At 58.4% G+C, this 22,331-nt stretch carries 22 protein-coding genes; 12 read left to right on the plus strand and 10 right to left on the minus strand.

What is annotated here, in order from left to right; all coding sequences use genetic code 11:
- Positions 1 to 571: 571 nt before the first annotated feature.
- The gene (gene glyQ / locus ACQ4N7_RS06225; protein ID WP_430710754.1) at positions 572 to 1,459 is read left to right on the plus strand and encodes a glycine--tRNA ligase subunit alpha; all 888 of its coding nucleotides are present in this window, start codon (positions 572 to 574) and stop codon (positions 1,457 to 1,459) included.
- A gap of 96 nt (positions 1,460 to 1,555) precedes the next feature.
- On the opposite strand, the gene ACQ4N7_RS06230 is transcribed toward glyQ, so the two are convergent.
- On the minus strand, positions 1,556 to 2,722 hold the full coding sequence (locus ACQ4N7_RS06230) for a pyridoxal-phosphate-dependent aminotransferase family protein (RefSeq protein WP_430710755.1): 1,167 nt from the start codon (positions 2,720 to 2,722) through the stop codon (positions 1,556 to 1,558).
- A gap of 235 nt (positions 2,723 to 2,957) precedes the next feature.
- Entirely contained in the window at positions 2,958 to 4,523 is a 1,566-nt protein-coding gene (locus tag ACQ4N7_RS06235; RefSeq protein ID WP_430710756.1) for a GAF domain-containing sensor histidine kinase, read from the minus strand.
- A 243-nt stretch (positions 4,524 to 4,766) separates the two neighbouring features.
- Between ACQ4N7_RS06235 and ACQ4N7_RS06240 the strand changes: the two genes are divergently transcribed.
- Complete coding sequence (locus ACQ4N7_RS06240) at positions 4,767 to 5,093, plus strand: DUF3155 domain-containing protein (protein ID WP_106868889.1); 327 nt, start codon at positions 4,767 to 4,769, stop codon at positions 5,091 to 5,093.
- Between the two features lie 101 nt (positions 5,094 to 5,194).
- On the opposite strand, the gene ACQ4N7_RS06245 is transcribed toward ACQ4N7_RS06240, so the two are convergent.
- The 5 genes from ACQ4N7_RS06245 to ACQ4N7_RS06265 form a co-directional block, all read right to left on the minus strand.
- Positions 5,195 to 5,734: a cofactor assembly of complex C subunit B gene (locus tag ACQ4N7_RS06245; RefSeq protein WP_430710757.1), complete on the minus strand. Its 540-nt coding sequence runs from the start codon at positions 5,732 to 5,734 to the stop codon at positions 5,195 to 5,197.
- A 99-nt stretch (positions 5,735 to 5,833) separates the two neighbouring features.
- Positions 5,834 to 6,223, minus strand: coding sequence for a PadR family transcriptional regulator (locus ACQ4N7_RS06250; protein ID WP_106868888.1), 390 nt, complete (start codon positions 6,221 to 6,223; stop codon positions 5,834 to 5,836).
- 208 nt (positions 6,224 to 6,431) lie between these two features.
- On the minus strand, positions 6,432 to 7,856 hold the full coding sequence (locus ACQ4N7_RS06255; protein ID WP_430710758.1) for a DUF3084 domain-containing protein: 1,425 nt from the start codon (positions 7,854 to 7,856) through the stop codon (positions 6,432 to 6,434).
- Between the two features lie 145 nt (positions 7,857 to 8,001).
- Positions 8,002 to 8,673 (minus strand): global nitrogen regulator NtcA, encoded by a 672-nt coding sequence (ntcA, locus tag ACQ4N7_RS06260; protein ID WP_017297200.1) that lies wholly within the window; start codon positions 8,671 to 8,673, stop codon positions 8,002 to 8,004.
- 164 nt (positions 8,674 to 8,837) lie between these two features.
- On the minus strand, positions 8,838 to 9,266 hold the full coding sequence (locus ACQ4N7_RS06265; protein ID WP_430710759.1) for a hypothetical protein: 429 nt from the start codon (positions 9,264 to 9,266) through the stop codon (positions 8,838 to 8,840).
- Here ACQ4N7_RS06265 and thrC point away from each other — a divergent pair.
- The 3 genes from thrC (at position 9,265) to cofH (ending at position 12,373) form a co-directional block, all read left to right on the plus strand.
- A complete protein-coding gene (thrC, locus tag ACQ4N7_RS06270) occupies positions 9,265 to 10,569 on the plus strand; it encodes a threonine synthase (protein WP_430710760.1) in 1,305 nt (434 codons plus the stop codon). The two genes, ACQ4N7_RS06265 and thrC, sit on opposite strands and share 2 nt — an antisense overlap.
- A 135-nt stretch (positions 10,570 to 10,704) precedes the next feature.
- Positions 10,705 to 10,980, plus strand: a complete 276-nt coding sequence (locus ACQ4N7_RS06275; protein WP_106868885.1) for a MoaD/ThiS family protein — start codon at positions 10,705 to 10,707, stop codon at positions 10,978 to 10,980.
- A gap of 151 nt (positions 10,981 to 11,131) precedes the next feature.
- Entirely contained in the window at positions 11,132 to 12,373 is a 1,242-nt protein-coding gene (cofH, locus tag ACQ4N7_RS06280; protein ID WP_430710761.1) for a 7,8-didemethyl-8-hydroxy-5-deazariboflavin synthase subunit CofH, read from the plus strand.
- 607 nt (positions 12,374 to 12,980) lie between these two features.
- Here the strand turns inward: cofH and pyrF are convergent.
- The 3 genes from pyrF to efp all read right to left on the minus strand — a co-directional run bounded on the left by pyrF (position 12,981) and on the right by efp (position 14,886).
- Positions 12,981 to 13,706 (minus strand): orotidine-5'-phosphate decarboxylase, encoded by a 726-nt coding sequence (gene pyrF, locus ACQ4N7_RS06285; protein ID WP_430710762.1) that lies wholly within the window; start codon positions 13,704 to 13,706, stop codon positions 12,981 to 12,983.
- Positions 13,707 to 13,725: 19 nt separating this feature from the next.
- Positions 13,726 to 14,217 carry an acetyl-CoA carboxylase biotin carboxyl carrier protein gene (accB, locus tag ACQ4N7_RS06290; RefSeq protein WP_430710763.1) on the minus strand — a complete coding sequence of 164 codons (492 nt, stop codon included), beginning with the start codon at positions 14,215 to 14,217 and terminating at the stop codon, positions 13,726 to 13,728.
- A 111-nt stretch (positions 14,218 to 14,328) separates the two neighbouring features.
- Positions 14,329 to 14,886: an elongation factor P gene (gene efp / locus ACQ4N7_RS06295; protein ID WP_194050656.1), complete on the minus strand. Its 558-nt coding sequence runs from the start codon at positions 14,884 to 14,886 to the stop codon at positions 14,329 to 14,331.
- 295 nt (positions 14,887 to 15,181) lie between these two features.
- Between efp and ACQ4N7_RS06300 the strand changes: the two genes are divergently transcribed.
- From ACQ4N7_RS06300 to ACQ4N7_RS06330, 7 genes are all read left to right on the plus strand, one after another.
- Positions 15,182 to 16,315, plus strand: coding sequence for a peptidylprolyl isomerase (locus tag ACQ4N7_RS06300; RefSeq protein ID WP_430710764.1), 1,134 nt, complete (start codon positions 15,182 to 15,184; stop codon positions 16,313 to 16,315).
- A 92-nt stretch (positions 16,316 to 16,407) separates the two neighbouring features.
- Complete coding sequence (gene thiL / locus ACQ4N7_RS06305; protein WP_430710765.1) at positions 16,408 to 17,457, plus strand: thiamine-phosphate kinase; 1,050 nt, start codon at positions 16,408 to 16,410, stop codon at positions 17,455 to 17,457.
- 147 nt (positions 17,458 to 17,604) lie between these two features.
- Positions 17,605 to 18,873, plus strand: a complete 1,269-nt coding sequence (locus ACQ4N7_RS06310; RefSeq protein ID WP_430710766.1) for a sensor histidine kinase — start codon at positions 17,605 to 17,607, stop codon at positions 18,871 to 18,873.
- A 150-nt stretch (positions 18,874 to 19,023) separates the two neighbouring features.
- On the plus strand, positions 19,024 to 19,341 hold the full coding sequence (gene clpS / locus ACQ4N7_RS06315) for an ATP-dependent Clp protease adapter ClpS (protein ID WP_430710767.1): 318 nt from the start codon (positions 19,024 to 19,026) through the stop codon (positions 19,339 to 19,341).
- Between the two features lie 39 nt (positions 19,342 to 19,380).
- The gene (locus ACQ4N7_RS06320; protein ID WP_106867967.1) at positions 19,381 to 19,680 is read left to right on the plus strand and encodes a DUF2103 domain-containing protein; all 300 of its coding nucleotides are present in this window, start codon (positions 19,381 to 19,383) and stop codon (positions 19,678 to 19,680) included.
- Positions 19,677 to 20,792, plus strand: a complete 1,116-nt coding sequence (locus ACQ4N7_RS06325) for a tRNA (guanine-N1)-methyltransferase (RefSeq protein WP_430710768.1) — start codon at positions 19,677 to 19,679, stop codon at positions 20,790 to 20,792. Before ACQ4N7_RS06320 ends, ACQ4N7_RS06325 begins: the two co-directional genes overlap by 4 nt.
- 227 nt (positions 20,793 to 21,019) lie before the next feature.
- The gene (locus tag ACQ4N7_RS06330) at positions 21,020 to 22,294 is read left to right on the plus strand and encodes a serpin family protein (RefSeq protein WP_430710769.1); all 1,275 of its coding nucleotides are present in this window, start codon (positions 21,020 to 21,022) and stop codon (positions 22,292 to 22,294) included.
- Positions 22,295 to 22,331 lie beyond the last annotated feature (37 nt).

Consider the following 22,331-nt stretch of genomic DNA (forward strand, 5'->3'; position numbering starts at 1 on the left):
ATGCTATCGTTAAACCAATTTAATCCTTGACAGGAACCTTGGCTTTGTTTCTAGACTATGTAGTTGTCGAGGTTCGCTGCTAACCCTCGGTGAGCGACGCATTTGAGCCGCTTTTCTCAGGCGCTTTATCAATATATCTAGATTGATATTGGGTGTCAAGAGCAAAGGGTAAAGAAATTTTTTTGGTTCAAAACCCTTGCGGTGCAAGGGTTTTTGACATTCTAGGACGAGCTTTCAAGTCAATTTAGGCGATTTTTCCCGAAAAAAACTTTTTGCCTACACTGCATCTAGGGGGCGAGGGCGTCCACAGAGCGGCACGGCTAGCGTCCTGAGATCTACCGTGGGCAAGGGTTAAGGGCATTGCGGCGATGTTAGCCTGGCTCTGTAATTGGGGATACAGACAACTCTGGCAAATCACGCGAAGGCAGCATGAGCAGGCGGTTCTGAGGACAGGTTTGATTTGAAGCCTAGGGTAACGGTGAGGAGTTCAACGCCGTCACGATCTATTGGGGCAGGTCTGTTGAATACTAGTAAAAGTATTGAGCCAAAGCCTGGACCAGTGGGGGAATCTGTGAACTTTCAGTCTGTCATTGCAACGCTGAACGACTTTTGGGCCAAGCAGGGCTGCGTGATTATGCAGCCCTACGATACGGAAAAGGGAGCGGGGACGAAAAGCCCACATACGTTTTTGCGGGCTCTAGGGCCAGAGCCTTGGGCGGTTGCCTACGCGGAACCTTGCCGGAGACCGGCAGATGGGCGGTATGGGGAGAATCCAAACCGTTACCAGCACTATTTTCAGTACCAGGTGTTGCTTAAGCCATCGCCGAGCGATATTCAAGAAACATATATAGAGTCGCTGCGAGCATTGGGCATTAAACCTGAAGATCACGATGTTCGATTTGTGGAGGATAACTGGGAGGATGCAGCGGTTGGTGCCTGGGGCGTGGGCTGGGAGGTGTGGCTGGATGGAATGGAGATTACCCAGTTCACTTACTTTCAGCAGTGTGGGGGGATTGACTGTCGGCCGGTGTCGATTGAGCTGACCTACGGACTGGAGAGGCTAACCATGTACCTGCAGGAGGTGGATGCGATCGCCAAGATTCAATGGAACGACCAACTGACCTACGGCGATATCTACATGCAGGCTGAAATTGAAAACTCAACTTATAACTTTGAGGCGTCAAATTCAGAGCTGCTGTTTACCCTGTTTGATTTATATCAGCAGGAGGCGGAGCAGCTGATGGATCGGGGCTTGGTATTGCCGAGCTATGACTACGTGCTCAAATGCTCTCACACGTTTAATTTGCTGGACGCACGGGGAGTCATTTCGGTGACCGAGCGCACCCGTTACATTCGTCAGGTGAGAGGATTAGCGCGCCGGGTGGCACAGCTCTACCTTGAACAGCGGGAAAAGCTAGGATTTCCTCTGCTAGAAAGTGCTCAACGAAATGTGGCTTAGAAGACTGTTTGGTGAAGAAGGCAGTCCAGCATAGACTGCCTTCTTCACTATTAAATATGCCAGGTCAGCTACTACAGAAACCAGTGGATCGGTGCGTTAGGTGGACTGACGCAGCACAGTGCCTAGAGCGTTTAGGAGGGTATCAACGTGCTGAGGCTGGCTGTTGTAGCCCATTAAACCGATTCGCCAAACTTTACCGCCTAATTCTCCTAAACCACCGCCGACTTCAATGTTGTAGTCGGCCATGAGCTGGCGGCTCACAGCTTTGGCATCAACGCCATCGGGCACACGCACTGTGGTGAGAGTGGGCAAACGCAGCGATTCGTCTACGTGGCAGGTGAGCCCGAGGTCAGCTAGCCCAGACCAGAAATAGGCGGCGGTTTGCTGGTGGCGGTGCCAGCGGGCCTCTAAACCTTCTTCGGCGAGTAGACGCAGGGCTTCGCGCAGGGCATAGGTAAGGTTGACAGGAGCGGTGTGGTGGTAGACCCGCTCTGGCCCCCAGTATTTTTGCAGTAGATTGGCATCGAGGTACCAGTTGGCAACGGGTTGGCGGCGGTTTTCCAGTTTGGCTACGGCCTGAGGGCTCATGGTAAAGGGAGAAATACCGGGGGCGCAGCTCAGTCCTTTTTGACTACAGCTGTAGGCCAGATCGACCTGCCATTCGTCGAGAAAGATTGGCACACCGCCCAGACTCGTCACCGTGTCGACCAGTAGCAGACAATCATGGGCGGCGCAGGCGGATCCTAACCCTTCAAGAGGTTGACGCACTCCGGTGGAGGTTTCGGCATGGACGATCGCCAGCACCGCAGGCCGATGTTCATCCAAGGCTACAGTCAGTTCTTCAAGGGTAAAGGCTTCACCCCAGGGCCGGTGAATGGTGACAACGTCGGCTCCGTAGCGCTGGGCCATATCGACTAGGCGATGGCCAAAGTAGCCTTTGACGGCAACCAGGACGCGATCGCCCGGTTCGACGGCATTGGCAATCGTGGCTTCCATTGCCGCTGACCCTGTACCGGCTACGGCGTAGGTGAGGGGATTGGTGGTTTGCCAGGTGTAGCGCAGCAGGTCTTGTACCTCGTCCATCATGGCCAGATAGGCGGCATCAAGGTGGCCGATAGGCTGCTGATTCATAGCCGCAATCACGCGGGGATCAGCATTGGAAGGACCTGGCCCCAGCAGCAAGCGATCGGGCACGACCAGGGGATTAAGGGAAGTCGGCGGCATCAGCCGAGTGGAAGGGACAGGGGAGAGGGTGGTTGACATAAATTCACCAGTGTTTAATTTTGGATTGACTATATAAATGCAGAAATGTCTCTACTGCAGAGCCTGCGATTTAGGGGTCTACAGTCGGAAATACCAGAGGGATACGACGTCGAGCATGAGGACGCCAAAGGCGCTAGCCGGGTAGACGAGCTGGTTTTATTCTCCTATGGAAGCGGCTTTTAGTAGCGTTAAGCACAGCTAGGGGAACGACTACACCAAAACATCGCGTTTGGGCTCAGGCATCTGCTTGGGTACGCGGCTCTGATAACGATTCTCTAGGGGAGACTCGCAACCACACCACAAACAACGTTCCCGGACGGGAGGGGTAGGCCGCGGCTTCAGGAGGCAGCCAGGGGGTACCCTGTACCGGGCTGATTAAATCAACGTGGCCCCCCATACCCTGTACAAGGTCTTGAACAATCGCCAAACCCAATCCTGTACCAGGAATATCACCGCGAGCCTGCACGCCGCGAAAATGACGGGTAAACAGCTGCGGCTGATCGTCAGGGGGAATGCCCTCACCCGTATCGCCGACGGTAACGCCCTGGAAAACCTGCGTGTTTAGCCGCTGCACTAGCCCGGCCGTCACCCACACCAGCGCACCAGGGGAGGTGTACTTCAGCGCGTTGTCGATCAGGTTGTGCAGCACCTCGCTTAGGGCAGCTGGATCAAGCCAGACATTCGGTAGGGCGTCAGGAATATGGTGCACCAGGTGCAGACCTCGCTCCTGGGCCAGCGGCAGAATTGATTGCACCAGGGGTAGAGCCACATCGGCGATCGCACCAGGTTTTACGGTTAGCGATCGCCCCAAACCATGACCGGCAGGGGCGATCGCTAGCCCACTGGTAGCTCCCTGCTCGTCAGATGCAGCCGCAGCTTGCCCGCCAAAATCGCCGATTGCGCCAGGCAGTAGTAGCCCACCGACCGAAGGACTGGTGGGCTGGGCGAGAGTTTCGTCGGCGATCGCTACAGCGTCATCAAAGTGCTGGGCCAAATCTTGCAGCCGTCGGCTTTCACGCACAATACCTTCGACGATGGGGCGATTGGTGTCTTCGGCGGGCAGGCGTTTGACCATCAGCTTGCCAAAGGTCTGTAGCGCCGTTAGCGGGTTGCGAAACTGGTGCAGCAGATCATGAAATGTTTCAGACTGATCAGCCTGGTTAAGCTGGCGCTGGTTGAGCTGGCGCTGGAGCCACTGACTGCGCTGATCCATAACGCAGGCGATCGCTAGGGTAGTAGCCACCTGCTCCGCCTGCTGATAATCATCGGGCGTGAAGGGTTGAGCGTCACGGGTGCTGACCATCATGCCTAGCACAACCCCTTCATGGGTTAAAGGCAGCACCAGAGGATAGGCAGTCGAATCGGCCCCTGCCCTTGGGGAGGCTAAACTCGAGGGCAGCGAAACTACTCTATCTCCAAGCCGTTCGTCGCGTTGGTCACGGTGGTCATTCAGACTATCAGTAGAAGAGTAGGCCGACTGATTGAGATGGGTAGTCCCAGGGTGAGACGGCCACTTGTCCAGCTGAACTGCAGCTTGAGACGGCTCTTGACCGCTGCCTTTAGCCTCGTTTTCGCCCTTCTCGTGTTCGCCCTCAGAGACCGCCGCTAACCCTGTTCGCAAGCCACTCCAGAGGTCGGCAGTCTCTGGGTACACCACCAGGGGCACCAGAGTCGGGTTGATTGAGTCTGCCGTAGTTTCGACTAGGTAGACTACTGTCGACATTGCCCCCAGAGCCTGGGTCAGCAGGAGAACCTGAGACTGACACAGAGCCATAAATTCGGAGCTAGGGGAGCCAATCATGGCAAAGCAACTTAAGAGTTTGACGGAAGAAAAATTAAAGTTTTGTCAATTTTTTAACAATTCTGTTCAAGCCTATTTCCATTGAACACCCTTGTAACCTTTACAAGCCATGGTTTGTAGCACTTTGAGCACGATTTTTAAGAGAAGTTGAAATTCTTATTTTGAGCCTATATACTTGGCCTGGTTAACAAATTTTGTAACCGAAACTACATCCAAATATCCACTGAGAGGGAGGTAGGCAACTTGGCAAGGAGACGCAAGCGTAAGAGTCGTCGTCGCTTAGAAGGCCGTCGCATCTTAGAGGCTGTTCCTCAGTATAGTATTGAGAGCGGCAACGAAAAACCCGTAACCGCAGCTCGGAATTTCATCCATTCCGAGGGCATCGCCCCCCCAGCCCTGCTGCTGGTCAAACGGAACGAGCACACTACTGACCGGTACTTTTGGGCCGAGAAGGGTTTGTTCGGAGCCCAGTACGTTGAAGAGAACCATTTTCTCTTCCCCAGTCTGCGGGTCCTGCTCGGCGAAGAAGATGAGGAGAACGCTTCAGCCCTAGAGACCCTGACTCACTAAACCAGATAGACTGCTGACCGGCCTAGCTGGTTTAGCGAGGTTAACTGAGTCATCGTATTCAATAGCGCAAAGCTAAGTACCGAAAAGCTGGCCTTAAGGGGCTAGCTTTTTTTTTCACGGCTCAAGTCTTGCTCTAGGGCAATCAGTTCGTCGCGATGGGCAGTGACGGTGACGGTGGCAGACAGGTTGATGGGGTCTTCTGAAGAAGCCTCCGGGCGCACCTGAAGAACGATGTCTTCATCGCGGTCAGACCCTCGCCAGTAAAACCAGCCGGCCACTGGCGCTACTCCAATCAATCCTAAAAATACAGTCCCATAGGCAGGCCATAAATTGGTCAGCACAAGCGCAAAGCACAGCCCACCAATGGCGGCTAGCAGGGTTAAAAAACCAGCTAAAAATAGGCTAGGCCGCACTCGCCCGCTCAGCACAATGCGCTGAGTTTCGGCCTCGGCAGCCGTCACCTGGTAGGCCCGGTTCTCAAAATGGGTGGTCAGCGTTTGCAGCAGGGTAAACGGCGCTACGGGGCGAGTCAGTGTTAGGGTTTCTATACGATCTTTGGTAGAAGCCCGAATAAAAAAGACTAACCCCACTATCATGAGCAGGGTTAGAAGCAGGGTTGAGTAGGTTACGGTTTCAGTCACGGGTGGGCCAACTGGGGTACCTTTCTAGGGTACGGAATGATGGATCATTCAGGTAGTCCTAGTCTGGCTGATGGCCCTTGAGGATTTAGCCGTGGCCCGTCATCGGCGCGGGGAGGAGTAAGCGGGGCTTTGGGTGGTAGTGGGCCGTACCGGATCGCCCATATAGGTTTTCCAGAACTCGGCCAGTTCTTCAGATTGCAGCCGCCAGTCAGGGTTGAGGCGGTACATGCGGCGGGGGCGGCCCCGACCTTCTACCTTTTTCCAGTAGCCATCAATGGCGTTTTCGTCTTCTAAAAACTTAAGCGCCCCGTACAGCACGGTGTCAGATAAGCGATAGTGGGGATAGTGGTGCGTCAACCGCTGGATCAACTCTGTACCGTAGGAATCTTGCTGGAGCAGCACCGACAACACGTAGCAGACGGCAAGCTCTTTGTTGAGGTAGATTGGCGGTGGATCCTCGAAGAACTGATAAATATCCTCAAATTTCATGGGATCGCTCCAGATATATTAAAGTTCGCCTGCTTTGACACAGGCCAGGGTTAAAAGCAATTAATTAGCAGCTGACAGTTAGGCTAATTCTAAACACAGGTGATCCCCACAGTATCGAAGTAGAGGCATATGGTAACTATCTAGAAATTTTTTTAGACATTATTAAATATTCGCCACCAAGGATAATTAGATTTGGATCCTAATGAGGCTAACGGCCCTCTAGATTAGGGCGACTACCACCGTTTTCAACGCCGTTCTCCAGCAGAGGAGGGGCTACGCTGGTCTGAAATAGGATTTTCCCGTCACGAACGGCGGCCAAATTAATCTGCATTGGCCCCGCCGTAAAGATATCGGTGGCGGCAATAGCCTGAAAATCAACAGCCTGACCCGACTGCTGAACCATTTCTAAGAAGTTCAAAATGGTTTCGGGGCGATTGTCGGCCACCTGCAGGTTGTCGCTGACAATGCCATCCTGGCGGGCCCGAAACTGGGTGGCGGCCAGCAGCAGATTGAGCCGCTCGATCAGCTGACGATCTTCAAACGGCGGTGGATCGAGCGCTACGGTAGCCAACAGCTCGCCCTCTGCATAAACTTGCTGATTGGGGGTGGCGTCGAAGAAGACCTGAATGCAGGGCTCGCCCCGCTGTAGGACGCAGGGTTCGCCAGTAATGTAGTTGGCTGCCGACAGCAGTCGCACCACGTAGTCTTCGCCTGTGGCCAACCGATCGATGAGGGCTTCGACTTCGCGATTGCCGATCAGCAGAATTTGCTGATCAATTGGCGTACCGGGGGCAATGGCGCGAGAAACGATGCGGTTAGCTTCCTGCAAAAATTCGGTCACAAATTCTTCGGCCTGGGCGCGGTTTTCGGCCCGCCCCTGCCCTGTCAAAATCTCCTGGTTGCGGTTGAGGGCAATATTGCCGCGAAAAAGCCCTTGATATTGGGTTTGCAGCGCCGCCACCTGCTGCTGTAGAAAGTCTTGCTGGGCTTCAAGGTCGACTAGCAGCTGTTCGCGCTCGGCGATCTGCCGATCGCGCTGGGCGATCTGCTGGTCAAGCTCGGCAATGGCGCGATCGCGCTGGGCAATCTGACGGCCAATGGTGGCCTGCTGCTGCAGCAGACGATCGCGCTCTACCCGCAGCCTTGCGGTTGACTGTCGCAGCGTTTCGGCCTGCTGTGAGACGGTGTCTAGCTGGCCGAGGGTTTGGCGCAGCTCGTCCTCGGTCGCTTCCTGCTGCTCTACGGCTCGATTGAGCGATTCGTTCACTTCCTGCAGCCGCCCTAGGGCCCGCTGACGCTCAGCGGTGGCCGCTTCTAAATCGGCTTCCACATTCTCCTGAGTGGCCTGGGCCTGGGCCAGATCGGCCTCGGCACTGGCCAAATCATCCTGAATACGGCCCAGCTCAAATACACCGGTACGCAGCTGGCTGCTCACCCCAAACAGCAGAGCCAGCGTCGAGGCTGAAATGATGCTCCCTGTAGCCGTGCTGACCACGGTCGCCGTTTGCCGAGGGCGCAGGTTAAAGAGGCTGAGGCGGGCCTTGCCCACTCGCGTACCAATGCGATCGCCCAGGGTAGCAATCACCCCCCCAAGCATCAATACCGCCAAAATCAATACGTACCCAGAAACCATGCACCAGCCACAGGGGAGTTTGCACTTACTCTACTGCATGGGTTGGGCTCTTGTACGCCCAGGTGTAACCGACCAACCGCCTCAGCCCCAGCCTTAGACCAGACCGTCATTGTGCACCTGGCTTAACCACCCTCTAGATCAACTACTAGGTAAACTGCTGGCTGAGATTTACCGGGTCGTGCACGGTGATCTTCTTTTTATAAATAGAGATCATGCCCTCCTGACGCAGATCGCCAAGCAGGCGGGTAACGGTGACCCGAGTTGAACCAATGGCCTCGGCGATCGCCTGGTGAGAGAGCTTTAGATCAATCGTGATGCCGTCCTGGCTGGGGACGCCAAAATCGCGACAGAGAATCAGCAAAAAGCTGACTAGCCGCGATCCCATATCGCGGTGGGCCAGCGTCTCAATCATCATTTCGGTCTGCAAAATTCGCGATGACAGGCCCCGTAGCATCAGCAGAGCCAGCTCAGGATTTTCTTCTAAGGACTGCTCAACCTGCTCGATGGGCACCGACAGCAGCTCGACCGGCGTAAACGCCACAGAGTGATAAAAGCGATCGGACCGATTGCCCGTAATCAGCGACAGCACCCCAAATACGCTATTTTCTCGCAGCAGAGCGACCGTAATTTCTTCTCCGGCCTCGTATACCCGCGATAGCTTGACGGCTCCCTTGAGCAAAAAATAGACCCGCTCAGCGGGGTCTCCCGGAAAGAAAATAGTCTTGCCGCGATCGTAGGACTCAACGACCGGGGGAAACGCCCCCCCAGACAGCTGGCGGAAGACATTGGCAAGCGGCTTATCTTGGGTCACTACCATAAACGTTCTGCTAAGAGCATCACAGAAGGCATCTGCACTGAAATTGCTGTTCTACGCGGCGAAACTAAGGCTAAGCCCTCAGTACAGACCACCTTGGGCACCAAGCATAGAGCAGTTTAATCGGTCTGGCACATTAGATAATGCAAACGTTCCATGACTTTAGATCACTTAACCTCAACTACCTGGGAGGCGTTTGTATAGCACGCTACTTTGCTGATTCCTGGCCGTGGTTTTTCTGTTGTCAGCGTGGTTGCCAAGCCAAATTCCAGTCGAGGTGTGGGGTTTTGCCGGTGTGAAGGCTCCAGATCCCAGGCTGAACTGGGTACATCGCTTAGCTCGGTCTCTATCTGCTCAAGCTGGAAAAGCAGGTGAGGGAAAAAAGATTGAACTAAAACAGCTGCAGCAGAGGTAGATAAGTTCACAGAACAACTCAGGCAGATTGCCAGGCAAGGGCGAAAACTCTTTAGCGGCAAAGGATTAGACTGTACCCGACCAAAAAAGTCGGGTATGTTTGACCAGGTCTTGTGATTGGTGTTACGTTCTGAATAACCTAGTTCAGCCAGACAACTACCAGACTCTAGAGAAACCGCCATGACGCAGTCCATCGAACGCTCCACCGCCACCACGCCTACCTTTTCGGCTCTAAAGTGCCGGGAGTGCGGCGAAACCTACGACTTGGGCGCTAAGCACGTCTGCGAAGACGTTTGCTTTGGTCCGCTAGAGGTAGCTTACGACTACGATGCGATTCGTCAGCGGGTAACGCGCAGCACCATTCAGGCTGGGCCGCTGTCAATTTGGCGCTACAAAGACTTTTTGCCGGTTAGCACCGACACCCCCATTGATGTGGGTACGGGCATGACCCCCCTGGTGCGCTCTAACCGCCTGGCTCGGCGGCTGGGTCTAAAAGAACTTTATATAAAGAACGACGCCGTCAACATGCCCACCCTCAGCTTCAAAGATCGGGTGGTATCGGTGGCGCTAACGCGGGCACAAGAGCTAGGCTTTACAACCGTCTCCTGCGCCAGTACGGGCAACCTGGCTAACTCGACGGCGGCGATCGCGGCCCATGCCGGGCTAGACTGCTGCGTCTTCATTCCCGCCGACCTGGAAGCAGGCAAAGTACTGGGCACCCTGATCTACAACCCCACCGTGATGGCGGTACAGGGCAACTACGACCAGGTCAATCGCCTCTGCTCTGAAGTGGCGAACACCCACGGCTGGGGCTTCGTCAACATCAACCTGCGCCCCTACTACTCGGAAGGGTCTAAAACCCTGGGCTATGAAGTAGCGGAGCAGCTGGGCTGGCGACTGCCCGACCACATTGTGGCTCCTTTGGCCTCTGGTTCTCTATTCACCAAAATCTACAAGGGCTTTCAGGAGTTCGTTAAGGTGGGTTTGGTCGACGACAAGCCGGTGCGCTTTAGCGGGGCTCAGGCCGATGGCTGCTCCCCCATTGCCCAGGCCTTTAGGGAAGGGCGCGATTTTGTCACCCCGGTGAAGCCCAACACGATCGCCAAATCGATCGCCATTGGCAACCCCGCCGACGGCATCTACGCCCTCGACATTGCCCGCAAGACCAACGGCAACATTGAGTCGGTCACCGATGCTGAAGTGGTAGAAGGCATGAAGCTGCTGGCCGAGACCGAAGGCATCTTTACCGAGACCGCTGGCGGCACCACCATTGCAGTCCTCAAGAAGCTGGTGGAAGCCGGTAAAATTGACCCTGAAGAATCTACGGTGGTCTATATCACCGGCAACGGCTTAAAGACTCAGGAGGCCGTGCAGGGCTATATCGGCGAACCCTTCACGATTGAGCCCAAGCTGGAAAGCTTTGAGCGGGCGCTCGAGCGGTCTCGTACCCTAGACCGCCTGGAGTGGCAGCAGGTACCCGTCTAGTACCGCTGCTATCGGGCCGGGCCGCTCGGCCCGCCCGATTCTCCCAGTGCCTGATCTCCTGGCGATCGCTGCGGGATCATTTTTTTGACTGCTCTTAGACCCTACAATTCTCAGACCTCTGTAATAGACACCACCATGGCTGTAAAAGTACTCATTCCGACCCCCCTGCAAAAGTTCACCAACAACCAGGCTGCCCTTGAGTGCAGCGGCGGCACCATCGTCGAACTGCTCAACGATTTGGAGAGCAACTGTCCCGGCATCAAAGCTCGCCTCTGTGACGATGCCGGTGAGCTGCGCCGTTTTGTCAACTTCTACGTCAACAGCGAAGATATTCGGTTTCTCGACGGCAAAGAGACGGCCCTCAGCGACGGGGACGAAGTTAGCATTGTGCCCGCCGTAGCCGGAGGCTAAGGAGCTTAGGGTAGTCTGCGCGATCGCCTCAGGGAGTATGAGCTTCCCTGGGGCGATCGCGTTTTTGTAGCGGAGCCACCCCCTTCAGCGCTCAACCGCCACAGCAGGCACAATAGAGAGGTGCGTTATGGGCAGCGGCCTACTTTACCCTATGGATATTGAACCGATTCTCGCTGAAGCTCTGGCTGGGGCTGATATTTCAGCCGCTGACGGAGTGACTCTACTGCAGCAGCGCGACCCAGCGGCGCGGGCGGCGATTCGGCAGACGGCAGACGCCCTGCGCCTGCGCCAGGTCGGGGCAACAGTGACCTACGTGGTCAACCGCAACATCAACTTCACCAACATCTGCGAGCAGCACTGCAACTTCTGCGCCTTTCGCCGCGATGCCGAGGCCGAGGGCTCCTACTGGCTCGATTTTTCTCCCATCCTTGAAAAAGCGGCTGAGGCGGTGGCGGTGGGCGCGACCGAAATCTGCATGCAGGGCGGGCTGAACCCCGCCGCCAAAATCGACGGCAGCTCTTTGCGCTACTACCTGAAGCTGGCCGAGACCATTAAAGGCAGCTATCCGGCCCTGCACCTGCACGCCTTTTCGCCCCAGGAGGTGCAGTTTATTGCTCGCCAGGACGGGCTGAGCTACCGAGACGTGCTGCTGGCCCTGCGGGATGGCGGGGTCGATTCGCTGCCGGGCACGGCAGCGGAGGTGCTCGACGACACCGTGCGGCGGGTGCTGTGCCCGGAGAAAATTAACTCGGCCACCTGGCTGGAAATTATCGGCCAGGCCCATGACATTGGCCTACCAACTACCAGCACCATGCTGTCGGGCCACATCGAAACCCCAGTTCAGCAGCTGACACACCTGGAAAAGCTGCGTCAGCTTCAGCGTCAGTCGATCGAAGGGGGCCAAAAGGCGGCGATCACTGAGTTTATTGTGCTGCCCTTTGTTGGGCAGGAGGCCCCTCAGCCCCTGCGCCGCCGCGTAGGGCGCGACCAGCCGGTGCTAGCCGATGCGCTCTTGCTAATGGCGGTAGCCCGCATCTACCTGGGCAACTGGATTGTGAACCACCAGCCCAGCTGGGTGAAGCTGGGGCTGGCCGGGGCCACCGAGGCGCTGACCTGGGGCTGCAACGATATCGGCGGCACGCTGATGGAAGAGCACATCACCACGATGGCTGGAGCCCAGGGAGGCACCTGCATGACGGTGGATGAGCTGCGGGGTGCGATCGCCAGCCTGAACCGCCCCGCCCGTCAGCGCGACACTCTCTACGGACTGGTTTCATCCAGCGGGACGGCATCGGGCGGTGCCGCATCGTCTGGGGAAACAGCGGTGCCCTCAGGATCGACAGGAAACACTGCCCCGGCTCGACAGTCGCGCAGCCAGAGCCTGATCGCCTGACCAATAATGCCGTCGCTGCTTTCCTCAGGTGGAGTGGGCGAACGCTGGCCCGCAACTCGCTCCAGGGGGTTAGCATTCACGGTATAGCGATCGAGGCTGGAGTACAGCAGCGCCATGTACCAGCCGTCCTGGTTTTGCACCAGAAATAGCCAGTGGTAGTTTTGCAGCGACACCAGCTGGTTCCGCCAGTACTGGCGCTCTAGGGTGGTGAAGAATACCTGCTGCAGCGAACTGTCGCCACGGGTTGCAAAATTACTGTCTGGATTTTCACTGCCTGAGGAATTTGCTGGGGAATCCGTTGGGGAATAGTCAGACAGATCGATAGGGGTGAAGTCGGGCAGGCTCGCGATCACAACAATGTTGGGAGGAGCCACGCTGGGTTCTTCTACCGGAATGCGCAGGTTGCGGCTGGCCACCCGGTTAGCGTAGCCAGGTAGATCTCTCAACAGCCCGGCGGTCAGCCCCTGGAGATCGCTGGGGCAGCGGTTGGGGGGCCGGAGGTAGAGCGAGTCTGGAGGCGGGGACTGGGCCAGGCCGCCCTCTGGGGCTACCAGAGCAGCCAGGCCCAGGACCACAGCCAGCAGCCGGTGATAGCGGGGCTGCTGCACTAGGGAGCGATCGCGGTAGAGCATTCGTCGCAGATGCGCTCAAAGGCGGCGGCGGGGTCGGGGGCAGCCGTAATAGGGCGACCAATCACCAGGTAGGTAGCTCCAGCCTGCAGCGCCTGCAGGGGGGTGAGGGTGCGCCGCTGGTCCTGGCTGCTGGCCCAGGTAGGCCGTACCCCAGGGCAGACCAGGGCAAAGTCGGCGGGCAAAAAGCGCCGCAGCTGGCTGGCTTCCTGGGGTGAACAGACTGCCCCCTGAAGGCCGCTGTCCTGGGCCAGCCGTGCCATTTGCAGCACGTAGCTGGTCGATTCGAGCGGGATTCTGAGCTCCTCCGCCAGAACATTGGGGGCAATGCTGGTCAGCAGCGTAACCCCCAGCACCGTGGGGGGCTCGACGCCTGCCGCTGCCGCTCCGGCGATCGCAGCGGTCTGCGCCGCCACCATAGCCTCCTTACCCGCCGCCGTGTGGACGGTAAATAGATCGACCCCATAGCGGCCTGCGGCGGCACAGGCCCCCGCCATTGTGTTGGGAATGTCGTGAAACTTGAGATCGAGAAATATCCGCTTCTGTCGCGCTTTGAGGGCCTCAATCAGCGCTGGGCCAGCGCTGACAAATAATTCTAGCCCCACCTTCCAGAAGCTTACCTGGGGCAGCGCCTCAACCAGGGCCAGGGCCGCCGAGGCCGATGGCACATCTAAAGGCACAATAATGCGCTGGTCAACAGTCATAGACACACCAGGGCAAAGGTCACACGGGTCGCACCAGCATCAGGGTTTGGCCAAACTCTACGGGCTGAGAGTTTTCGACTAAAATCTCGACGATTTCGCCGCTGACCTCGGCTTCTAGCTCGTTCATCAGCTTCATCGCTTCGATAATACACACCGTCTGCCCGGTGCTGATGCGATCGCCCACCCCTACAAAGGGAGGCTCTTCGGGGGCCGGAGATCGATAGAATGTGCCCACCATAGGAGAGTTGATGGCGACTAAATCGCTGCCTTTGCCCGGTGGTGCGACTGGCGGCGTGGGGGAAGCCGGGGTCGGCTCGACGACAGACGGCGAAGCGCTCACCACCAGCTCTGGCCCCGGCACCGAGGCGACAGGGGCCGCTGCCACCGCTACCATAGCGCCGGGTTTACGCAGGGTAAGCTCAAAATCTGAACTTTTGAGGGTGAGTTCAACAATATCGCTCTGACTCAGGGCAGCGACTAATTCTCTCAGGTCGGTGACGCTTAATTCCACGGCGTAAGTCTCATACGGTCTAATCAGGTTTTATAAAGAGTTTGGCGGCTCACCTGAGCCCAGAGGTAGCCCAGATGCTTGACGCCAGTAAACGATATTGACGACAGTACCCTACTCGCGGCCCAGGTAGGTATCGGTGCGGGTATCCACCTTAATTTTTTCGCCAATCGAGATAAACAAAGGCACCATTACCTGAGCCCCGGTTTCGAGGATGGCGGGTTTGGTGCCGCCGGTAGCGGTGTCGCCCTTTACCCCAGGGTCGGTTTGCGTAACCTCTAGCACGATGGAGTTAGGCAGTTCAACCTCTAAGATCTGGCCATTCCAGCTCACCACGCTGACGGCCATTTCCTCTTTTAAATACTTCACCTGGGGACCAATCTCGTCGGTGGTTAGGCGCACTTCCTCGTAGGTTTCCATATCCATGAAGACCAGGTCTTCACCGTCGCGGTAGGTGTGCTGCATGTCGCGCTTTTCGATTACCGCCTGGGGTACGGTTTCGCCAGCTCGGAAGGTTTTTTCAACGGTGTTGCCAGATTTGACATTCTTGAGCTTGGTGCGCACAAAGGCGGAGCCTTTACCCGGCTTAACGTGGAGAAACTCGACCACGCGCCAGACGGAGCCGTCTAGCTCAATGGAGGTACCGGTGCGAAAGTCGTTGCTAGAAATCATGGCGCTGGCTAACGGTGGACAGTCTTTATTTGGCATCTCATTTTACCCCCCTGCGGCCATTTCCCACAGGATTTTGCCCTTAACCAAAGCCCACCAGAACGTCCCGACTCTAGGGCCTAGCTGAGGCCACAAAAATGCCTCGGCCAGAGGACAACGATCTGAGGCAGGAAACCAGGGGCAAAGAGCTATGGCCAGGGGTGTTCCAGAGTATGACAAGATTGTAGGGGCGCAGTGCGCTGCAGGACAGAGGCCGCCGGAGGCGGAAAATGACGTTATGGCCAGGAACATGCAGGCAATGAACAAACGGCTGGGTTTAGGCGGAAGTACTCTAGCGCGGCTTCTGGCGCGGCTGGGGTGGGGGTTGGTGGTAATGGTCTGCCTGTGGCTAGGTCCGGCGGCCGCAGCCACGGCCCTGCCGACTGGTCAGCTGGTGGCCTACCTACCACCGGGCAACGCCATTACCGACGGTCGGGCGCTGCTGCGCTACTCGTTGCCCATCGACAATCCCGATATTCGGTCGGTGCAGGCCACGCTAGAAGGTCTCTCAGACTGGCTGCGCAGCAAGCGCTGGGGACCCATTAGCAAAGACCTGACCAAGGTTGAGCGGGTCTTGATGCGCAACCGGGAAGCCATCCTGGCGTCGGTGCCCAGCGGCAAACGGGCGGCCGCGATCTCTTACCTCGACGATATAGAGGCTCAGCTGGTGCCCCTGCGGGAGGCGGTCGATCTGCGCGATCGCGAAACCGTTTGGCTCAGGCGAGCGGCCATACTCGACGACGTCAGCCAGATTGAAGAGCTGATGGTGCAAGACTTTCCCTACGCCGTGCCGCCCGAGTACGACACCCTGCCCCAGCTCAAGGGCCGCGCCACGGTAGAAATCAAAACCAGCAAGGGCACTATGCAGGCGGTCATCGACGGCTACAGCGCTCCGGTGACCGGCGGCAACTTTATCGACCTGGTGCAGCGGGGCTTCTACGACGGCATGGAGTTTACCCGAGCCGAAGACAACTACGTGCTGCAAACGGGCGACCCGGCTGGCCCCGACGACGGCTTTATCGACCCCAAAACCAAGGCCTACCGGGCGATTCCGCTCGAAATTTTGGTCAAGGGCGACGAGGCCCCGGTCTACGGCACTACTCTAGAAGAGATCGGTCGCTTTTTAGATGCGCCAGTGCTGCCCTTCTCGGCCTTTGGCACCCTGGGCATGGCCCGCCCCAACACCGACCCCAACGGCGGCTCGTCGCAGTTTTTCTTTTTCTTGTTTGAACCCGAGATGACGCCAGCGGGGCTGAACCTGCTGGACGGGCGCTACTCGGTGTTTGGCTACGTGGTTGAAAACAAAGAGGTCCTGGAGCAGCTCACCCAGGGCGATCGCATTGAGTCGATTCGGGTGGTTGCCGGAGCCGACAACCTGGTAGAACCTACCTAGTACCAAATCCGCCTTGAGGAACCCCGATCTAAAACAGAGATTTGTAGGGGCATACATGCAGGATTCAGTATAAATTTCTATTTTTGACTGCCGTGAGCAACTCACAGACCATCGCTGACCTGGGGGAACTGGGGCTGCTGCAGCGGCTGTTCCGGTTTTGCCCTGGAGATGTGATTGGCGATGACGGAGCGGTGGTCGCCCTGCCCCCCAACCAGCGACTGGTGGTGACCACCGACGTGCTGGTGGATGGAGTGCACTTTAGCGATCGCACTACCTCCCCCACCGATGTGGGCTGGCGTGCCGTTGCCGCCAACCTCTCTGACCTGGCCGCCATGGGGGCCGCTCCGGTGGGCATCACCGTGGGCCTCAGCCTGCCGGGACACACTCCCCTGAGCTGGGTAGAAGGGCTGTACCAGGGCATGGCCGCTGGCCTCACCCGCTGGAGTGGCGTGGTGCTGGGGGGCGACCTCTGCCGCGCCGACACTAAAAGCGTTGCCATCACGGCCCTGGGCAGCGTGCGGCCCGATCGCGCCCTCTACCGCCACCGCGCTCAGCCGGGGCAGGCGATTGTGGCCACAGGTCACCACGGCCTGTCGCGGGCAGGGCTGGAGCTGCTGCTGCACCCAGAGCGGGGCACGGAGGTAGCCGCTGCCGATCGCGATCGCTGGATCGCAGCCCACCAGCGGCCCCGGCCCCGCTTTGATGCGATCGCTGCCCTGTGGCAAGTGCTGGGGAACGAGGCCAATACAGACGCGATCGCCGCAATGGACTCCAGCGACGGCCTGGCCAACGCGGTGCTGCACCTGTGCCAGGCCAGCGGGGTCGGCGCGGTGCTGCAGGCGGAGAGCTTGCCCATTGACCCAGCGGTGGCGGCCTGGGTGGGGCGATCGCAGGCGATCGACTGGTGCCTCTACGGCGGCGAAGACTTTGAGCTGGTGCTGTGTCTACCCTGGCCCCTGGCCACAGCGCTGCGGGCTAGCCTGGGGGGCGACTGCGCCATCGTTGGCGAAACGACAGCGACCGTGGGCGTCGAGCTACGGCATGCAAACGCGGCTCCCCCCACTGTCCTTAGCTTTAGCCAGGGCTTCCAGCATTTCGCGGCGGCCTCTCCACCGGAGGGCCAGCCCCAACATCAGCCCTAGGCATCCGGCTCAAATATCAGGCCCAAATATCAGCCCTAAACAATAGTTTCAGAATGCGGCAGCCTCAGCTCGGTGGGGTTTAATGGGGGTAGCCCTGGCCAGAGGCCAAATCCCAGGATTACCCATCAGCCCGACGGCCTGTTTACCATGACCGCTAACCCTCTGGACGATCTGCGGCCTCTCTGTCGAGATGAAGCCGCCTTTGAGCAGCTACAGCAGGCGCTAGCGCGGCGCGAGGCCAGCCGCGAGCGGGGTCATCTCGCCGAGGCTCAGCAGAGCCAGCGCACCCAGGCTCTCGAAGCGCAGCGCCAGGCAGCAGAATCCGCTAGCCAGGCCAAAAGCCGATTTCTGGCCATGATTAGCCACGAGCTGCGCACCCCCCTCAACGCGGTGCTGGGGCTGTCGGCGCTGCTATCCCGCCAGGTGGTTGGTCCGCTCAATGCCAAACAGGTGGAGTACCTAAACTACATTCACGGCAGCGGTGAGCACCTGCTGGCCATTATCAGCGACATTCTCGATCTGTCTAAGGTAGAGGCAGGCCAGGAGCACCTGAGGCTGACGGAGGTATCGCTGCCAGAGCTGTGTCAATCGTGCCTGGCCATGATTCAGCCCCGCGCCGTCGAGAAGGGGCTAACGCTAGCCTACCAAGGGGCGACTGATGCCGACACCTGTTGGGCCGACGAGCGTCGTCTGCGCCAGATGTTGCTCAACCTGCTGTCGAACGCCGTCAAGTTTACGCGCCAGGGGCAGGTCACGCTGGCGGTACAGCGCCGCGATACCCAGATAGAATTCAAAATTGAAGACACCGGCATTGGCATTCCGACCGATCAGCTAGAGCAAATTTTTCAGCCCTTTACCCAGCTCGATCACGAACTCAATCGTCAGTACGATGGCGCGGGGCTGGGGCTGGCTCTGACCCGCCAGCTGGCTCAGCTCCACGGCGGCTACCTGCGGGTTGAGTCAGCCGTGGGGCAGGGCAGTCGATTCTTTCTGCGGTTGCCGATTCAGGGGCCAGGGGGTAGCGCAGCGACAGCCGCTCAAACGCTCAGCGCCCCGCTGCAGGAGTCGAGGGGGCAGCGCCTGGTCGTCGTCGATACCGACCTTGACCATCACCGGGCGCTGGTGGCCTACGTTCGAGCCTGCGGGTGGCAGGTGAACGGCTGCCGCAGCTGGGCCGAGGTGCAGCAGCAGCTGGCGGTAAACGCGCCCCACCTAGTCATTGTGGGCGATCGCGAGGCCCGCAACCCTGCCCTAGCCGCCCACCTGCAGCAGCTCAAGCCGCCGCAGGTAGCTCAGCCCATTAAGGTTGCCATTTTGTGCCCCCAGGATATGGCGATCGCCTCGCTGGCCGCCGCCGATGCCTACATCGACCTGCCCCTCACCATTCCCAAGCTGGAGCGGGTGCTGTCGCTGTAGCCTCTTCGAGCCCGCTTAACTAAGGCTGTTTGCCAACGGAGGTAAAGGTGCGGCCACGGCTGGGGAAGATTGGCAGAATTCGATACACTGTTAGGGGTTAAGCCCTGATTTAGCGAGTACTTGCCCGATATTACGTTCAGGATCAGCCCCATGATTTCGGTTTTGCCCCAAGCGGCTTCCTCAGCGCCTGCGATCGCCCCTGAAAAGACCCGCCAAACCACGCGCAAGCCGTACCCCAACTACAAAATTATCGTGCTCAACGACGATTTCAATACCTTTGAGCATGTGGCAGCCTGTCTGATGAAGTACATTCCGGGCATGGGCAGCGATCGCGCCTGGGAGTTGACCAATCAGGTACACCACGATGGTCAGGCGATTGTCTGGGTCGGGCCGCTGGAGCAGGCCGAGCTTTACCACACCCAACTTACTCGGGCTGGCTTGACGATGGCACCCCTCGAGAAAGCATAATCAAAGTACTATCTTCTTAAATCTTTCTTAAATCCTCATATGACACAAGCCTCGGACGGTCGCCTAGTCTGGAACCACTCCACCCATTTGCCCGGGCTGATTCCCATCCTCGAACGCCTCTTAGAACAGTCCGGCATTGGCACCGTTACCCCAGGAGTCATAGCAAACGTAAGAGCCCACTCGCCCGAGCTGCGCGTCAAAGTGTCGGTGCCCATTCGCGGCGGCTTTAAGCTGATTGCCCGCAAGGGTAAGACTGTCCAAGAAGTGTTTGTGCTCACCGAGCTCGACAAACCCACCCTGGAGACGGCGATCGCCCGTGCCGTGGAGGCTGCCGGGTGACCGTGGGGTTAACCCAGGATTTAGTTCAAGAAGGCAAGGCCACCTTTAGCGTGGGGTTGGCCTTTTACCGGCCCCAGAGCGCGATCGCCCGCGACCTGGCTATTTTGGCTGCCACGGTCTATCGCCAGCGCCACGGGCAGCTGCGGGTGCTTGACGCCATGACCGGCTGCGGCGTGCGCCCCCTGCGCTACGGGCTAGAGGCGGAGGCCGACTGGGTTTGGGCCAACGAGGGCAACCCCGATCTGGCCAACATTCTGAGCCAAAACCTCGCCGCCCTGCCCGCCAACACCTGTCGCCTCACCCATCAGGATGCCAACCAGGTCTTTTTTACCTGCTACCAGCAGCGCGACTTTTACGACCTGGTCGATATCGACAACTTTGGTGGCCCCTCGCCCTACGTCAGCACTGGGCTGTGGGCCACACGCCTGGGCGGCCTGCTCTACCTGACCAGCACCGATGGCCGCGCCACCAGCGGTCACGACCCAGAACGCAGCTTACGCACCTACGGGGCCTGTGCGCGATCGCACCCCGCCGTTCACGAGCAGGGGCTGCGGCTGATCATTGGCCATGCCGCCCAGACCGCCGCCGCCCGAGGTCTGGGGATCGAGCCCGTATTTTCGCTGTTTACGGGCCAGGTGCACCGGGTGATGGTGCGGCTGGTGAGCAAGCCAACCCTGACGGAGGAGACCTACGGCTTTTTGGCCTACTGCCACCGCTGCGGGCACTTTCAAACGGTGGATTGGCGACACCTGGGCCGGATGTCCTGCCCCTGCGGAACGCAGGAAACCCCTGTAATGAGCGGACCCCTGTGGCTGGGATCACTGCACGATGGGGAAACCCTGGCGGAGATGCAGGGGTTAGCAGAGGGATGGGGCTGGCGATCGCAGGCCAGGCTGCTAGCGATAATGGCCGAGGAAAGTGATCTACCACCCTACTACTACCCCCTTGGCGAAATCGGGCGGCGGGGCCAAATGGATATTCCCAACCGGGATCAGCTGATCGCGGCGCTACAGGCCCAGGGCTATCGGGCGGCGATTCCGTCGATGGACTGGCAGGGGGTAAAGACCGACGCGGCGTTTGGGGACTGTGTGGCGATCGCCAGGGCAGTTTAGCCTGCTATTGAACCCGCCTTAGCTACCCCCGGTTGGCCTGGGCAAACACCGTTTGCCCCTACATGAGCTCCTGCTGAGAATCGGGGTTTATGCGATTCGGATTTGATAGAAAGCCGTAACGGCGATCTCACCTGAACAGGCCAGCCCCTGTTTCTATTCCTGAAACCGCACCTACTGGCCCCGCTTCCCCGTGACAAGGTAGGGGCAGCGTAAATCAATACTTTGCTATGGAACACCGATGGATGAGGTGGGCCGCGCTTTCGGTTGGGTTAGCCGCCCTAACCCTGGGCTGTACTCAGCTTCAGGCTCAGCCCCCTGCCCCCCACCCTACCCCTGCCCCCAACCGTTCAGCCCAAAACTCCCCTGCGGCCCCTGCTATGAACCAAGAACTGATCCAGGCCCAGTTAGACTTTGGCTTGGCCCTGTTTGAGCAGCTGCGGCAAGAAACGCCCGATGAAAACGTGCTGGTGTCGCCCACCAGCGTGGCCCTGGCTTTGGCGATGGCCTACAACGGTGCCAGCGGCGAAACTCAGATGGCGATCGCCGACGCCCTCAAAATTCAGGGTTTGGACATCGATCAGCTCAACGCGGGCAACCAGGCCCTAACCCAGCACCTGAGCCAGATCGACCCCGAGGTGGCGCTAGAAATCGCCAATTCCCTCTGGGTGAATGAGAATCTGCCCGTGCGGGCCGACTACATCGAGCGGATGCAAACCACCTACGGGGCCGAAGTCGCCGCCCTCAACTTTGGCCTGCCCGCCGCCGCCGATCGCATTAACGCCTGGGTCAAAGCCCAGACCCGCGATCGCATTCCCACCATTGTTGACCAGCTGAGCGCCGATCAGCTCCTGGTGCTGGTCAATGCTGTCTACTTCAAAGGAGCCTGGAGCGAGGCTTTTGAGCCCGACCAAACCCGCGATCGCCCCTTTACCCTGGCCAATGGCGACACCATTCAGCATCCCCTGATGGCCCAGACAGGCGACTATCTTTATTTGGAGAATGACCAGTTTCAGGCCGTAAGCCTGCCCTACGGCAGCGGCTCCCTCAGCTTTGAGGTAATCTTGCCCGCCCCTGGCACCAACCTGGCCGAGCTTTCTGCTCAGCTGACGCCCGAAAATTGGCAGAGCTGGATGAACCAAATGCGATCGCGCCCCGGTAACATCCAGCTGCCCAAATTTCAGTTTGAGTACGAAGCCGACCTGATCCCAGCCCTAGAAGCCCTTGGCATGGGCATCGCCTTCACCGAAGGCCAGGCCAATTTCTCGGGTCTCACCGAGATCGAAGCCTTTATCAACCAGGTGCGCCACAAAACCTTTATCGAGGTCAACGAAGCAGGCACCGAAGCCGCCGCCAGCACCGCCATCGGCATCATGCCCACCTCCATCGCCCTGCCGCCCGATTCACCCTTCGAGATGGTGGTCAATCGCCCGTTCATCGCCGCCATCCGCGATCGCAACACCGGCACGCTGCTGTTTGTGGGCGCGATCGTCGATCCGCGTTAGCTAAAGATGAGGGGATGGCGAAGCTGAGGAAGATTAG

The sequence above is a fragment of the Nodosilinea sp. AN01ver1 genome (assembly GCF_050565655.1).
Classification (GTDB): Bacteria; Cyanobacteriota; Cyanobacteriia; order Phormidesmidales; family Phormidesmidaceae; genus Nodosilinea.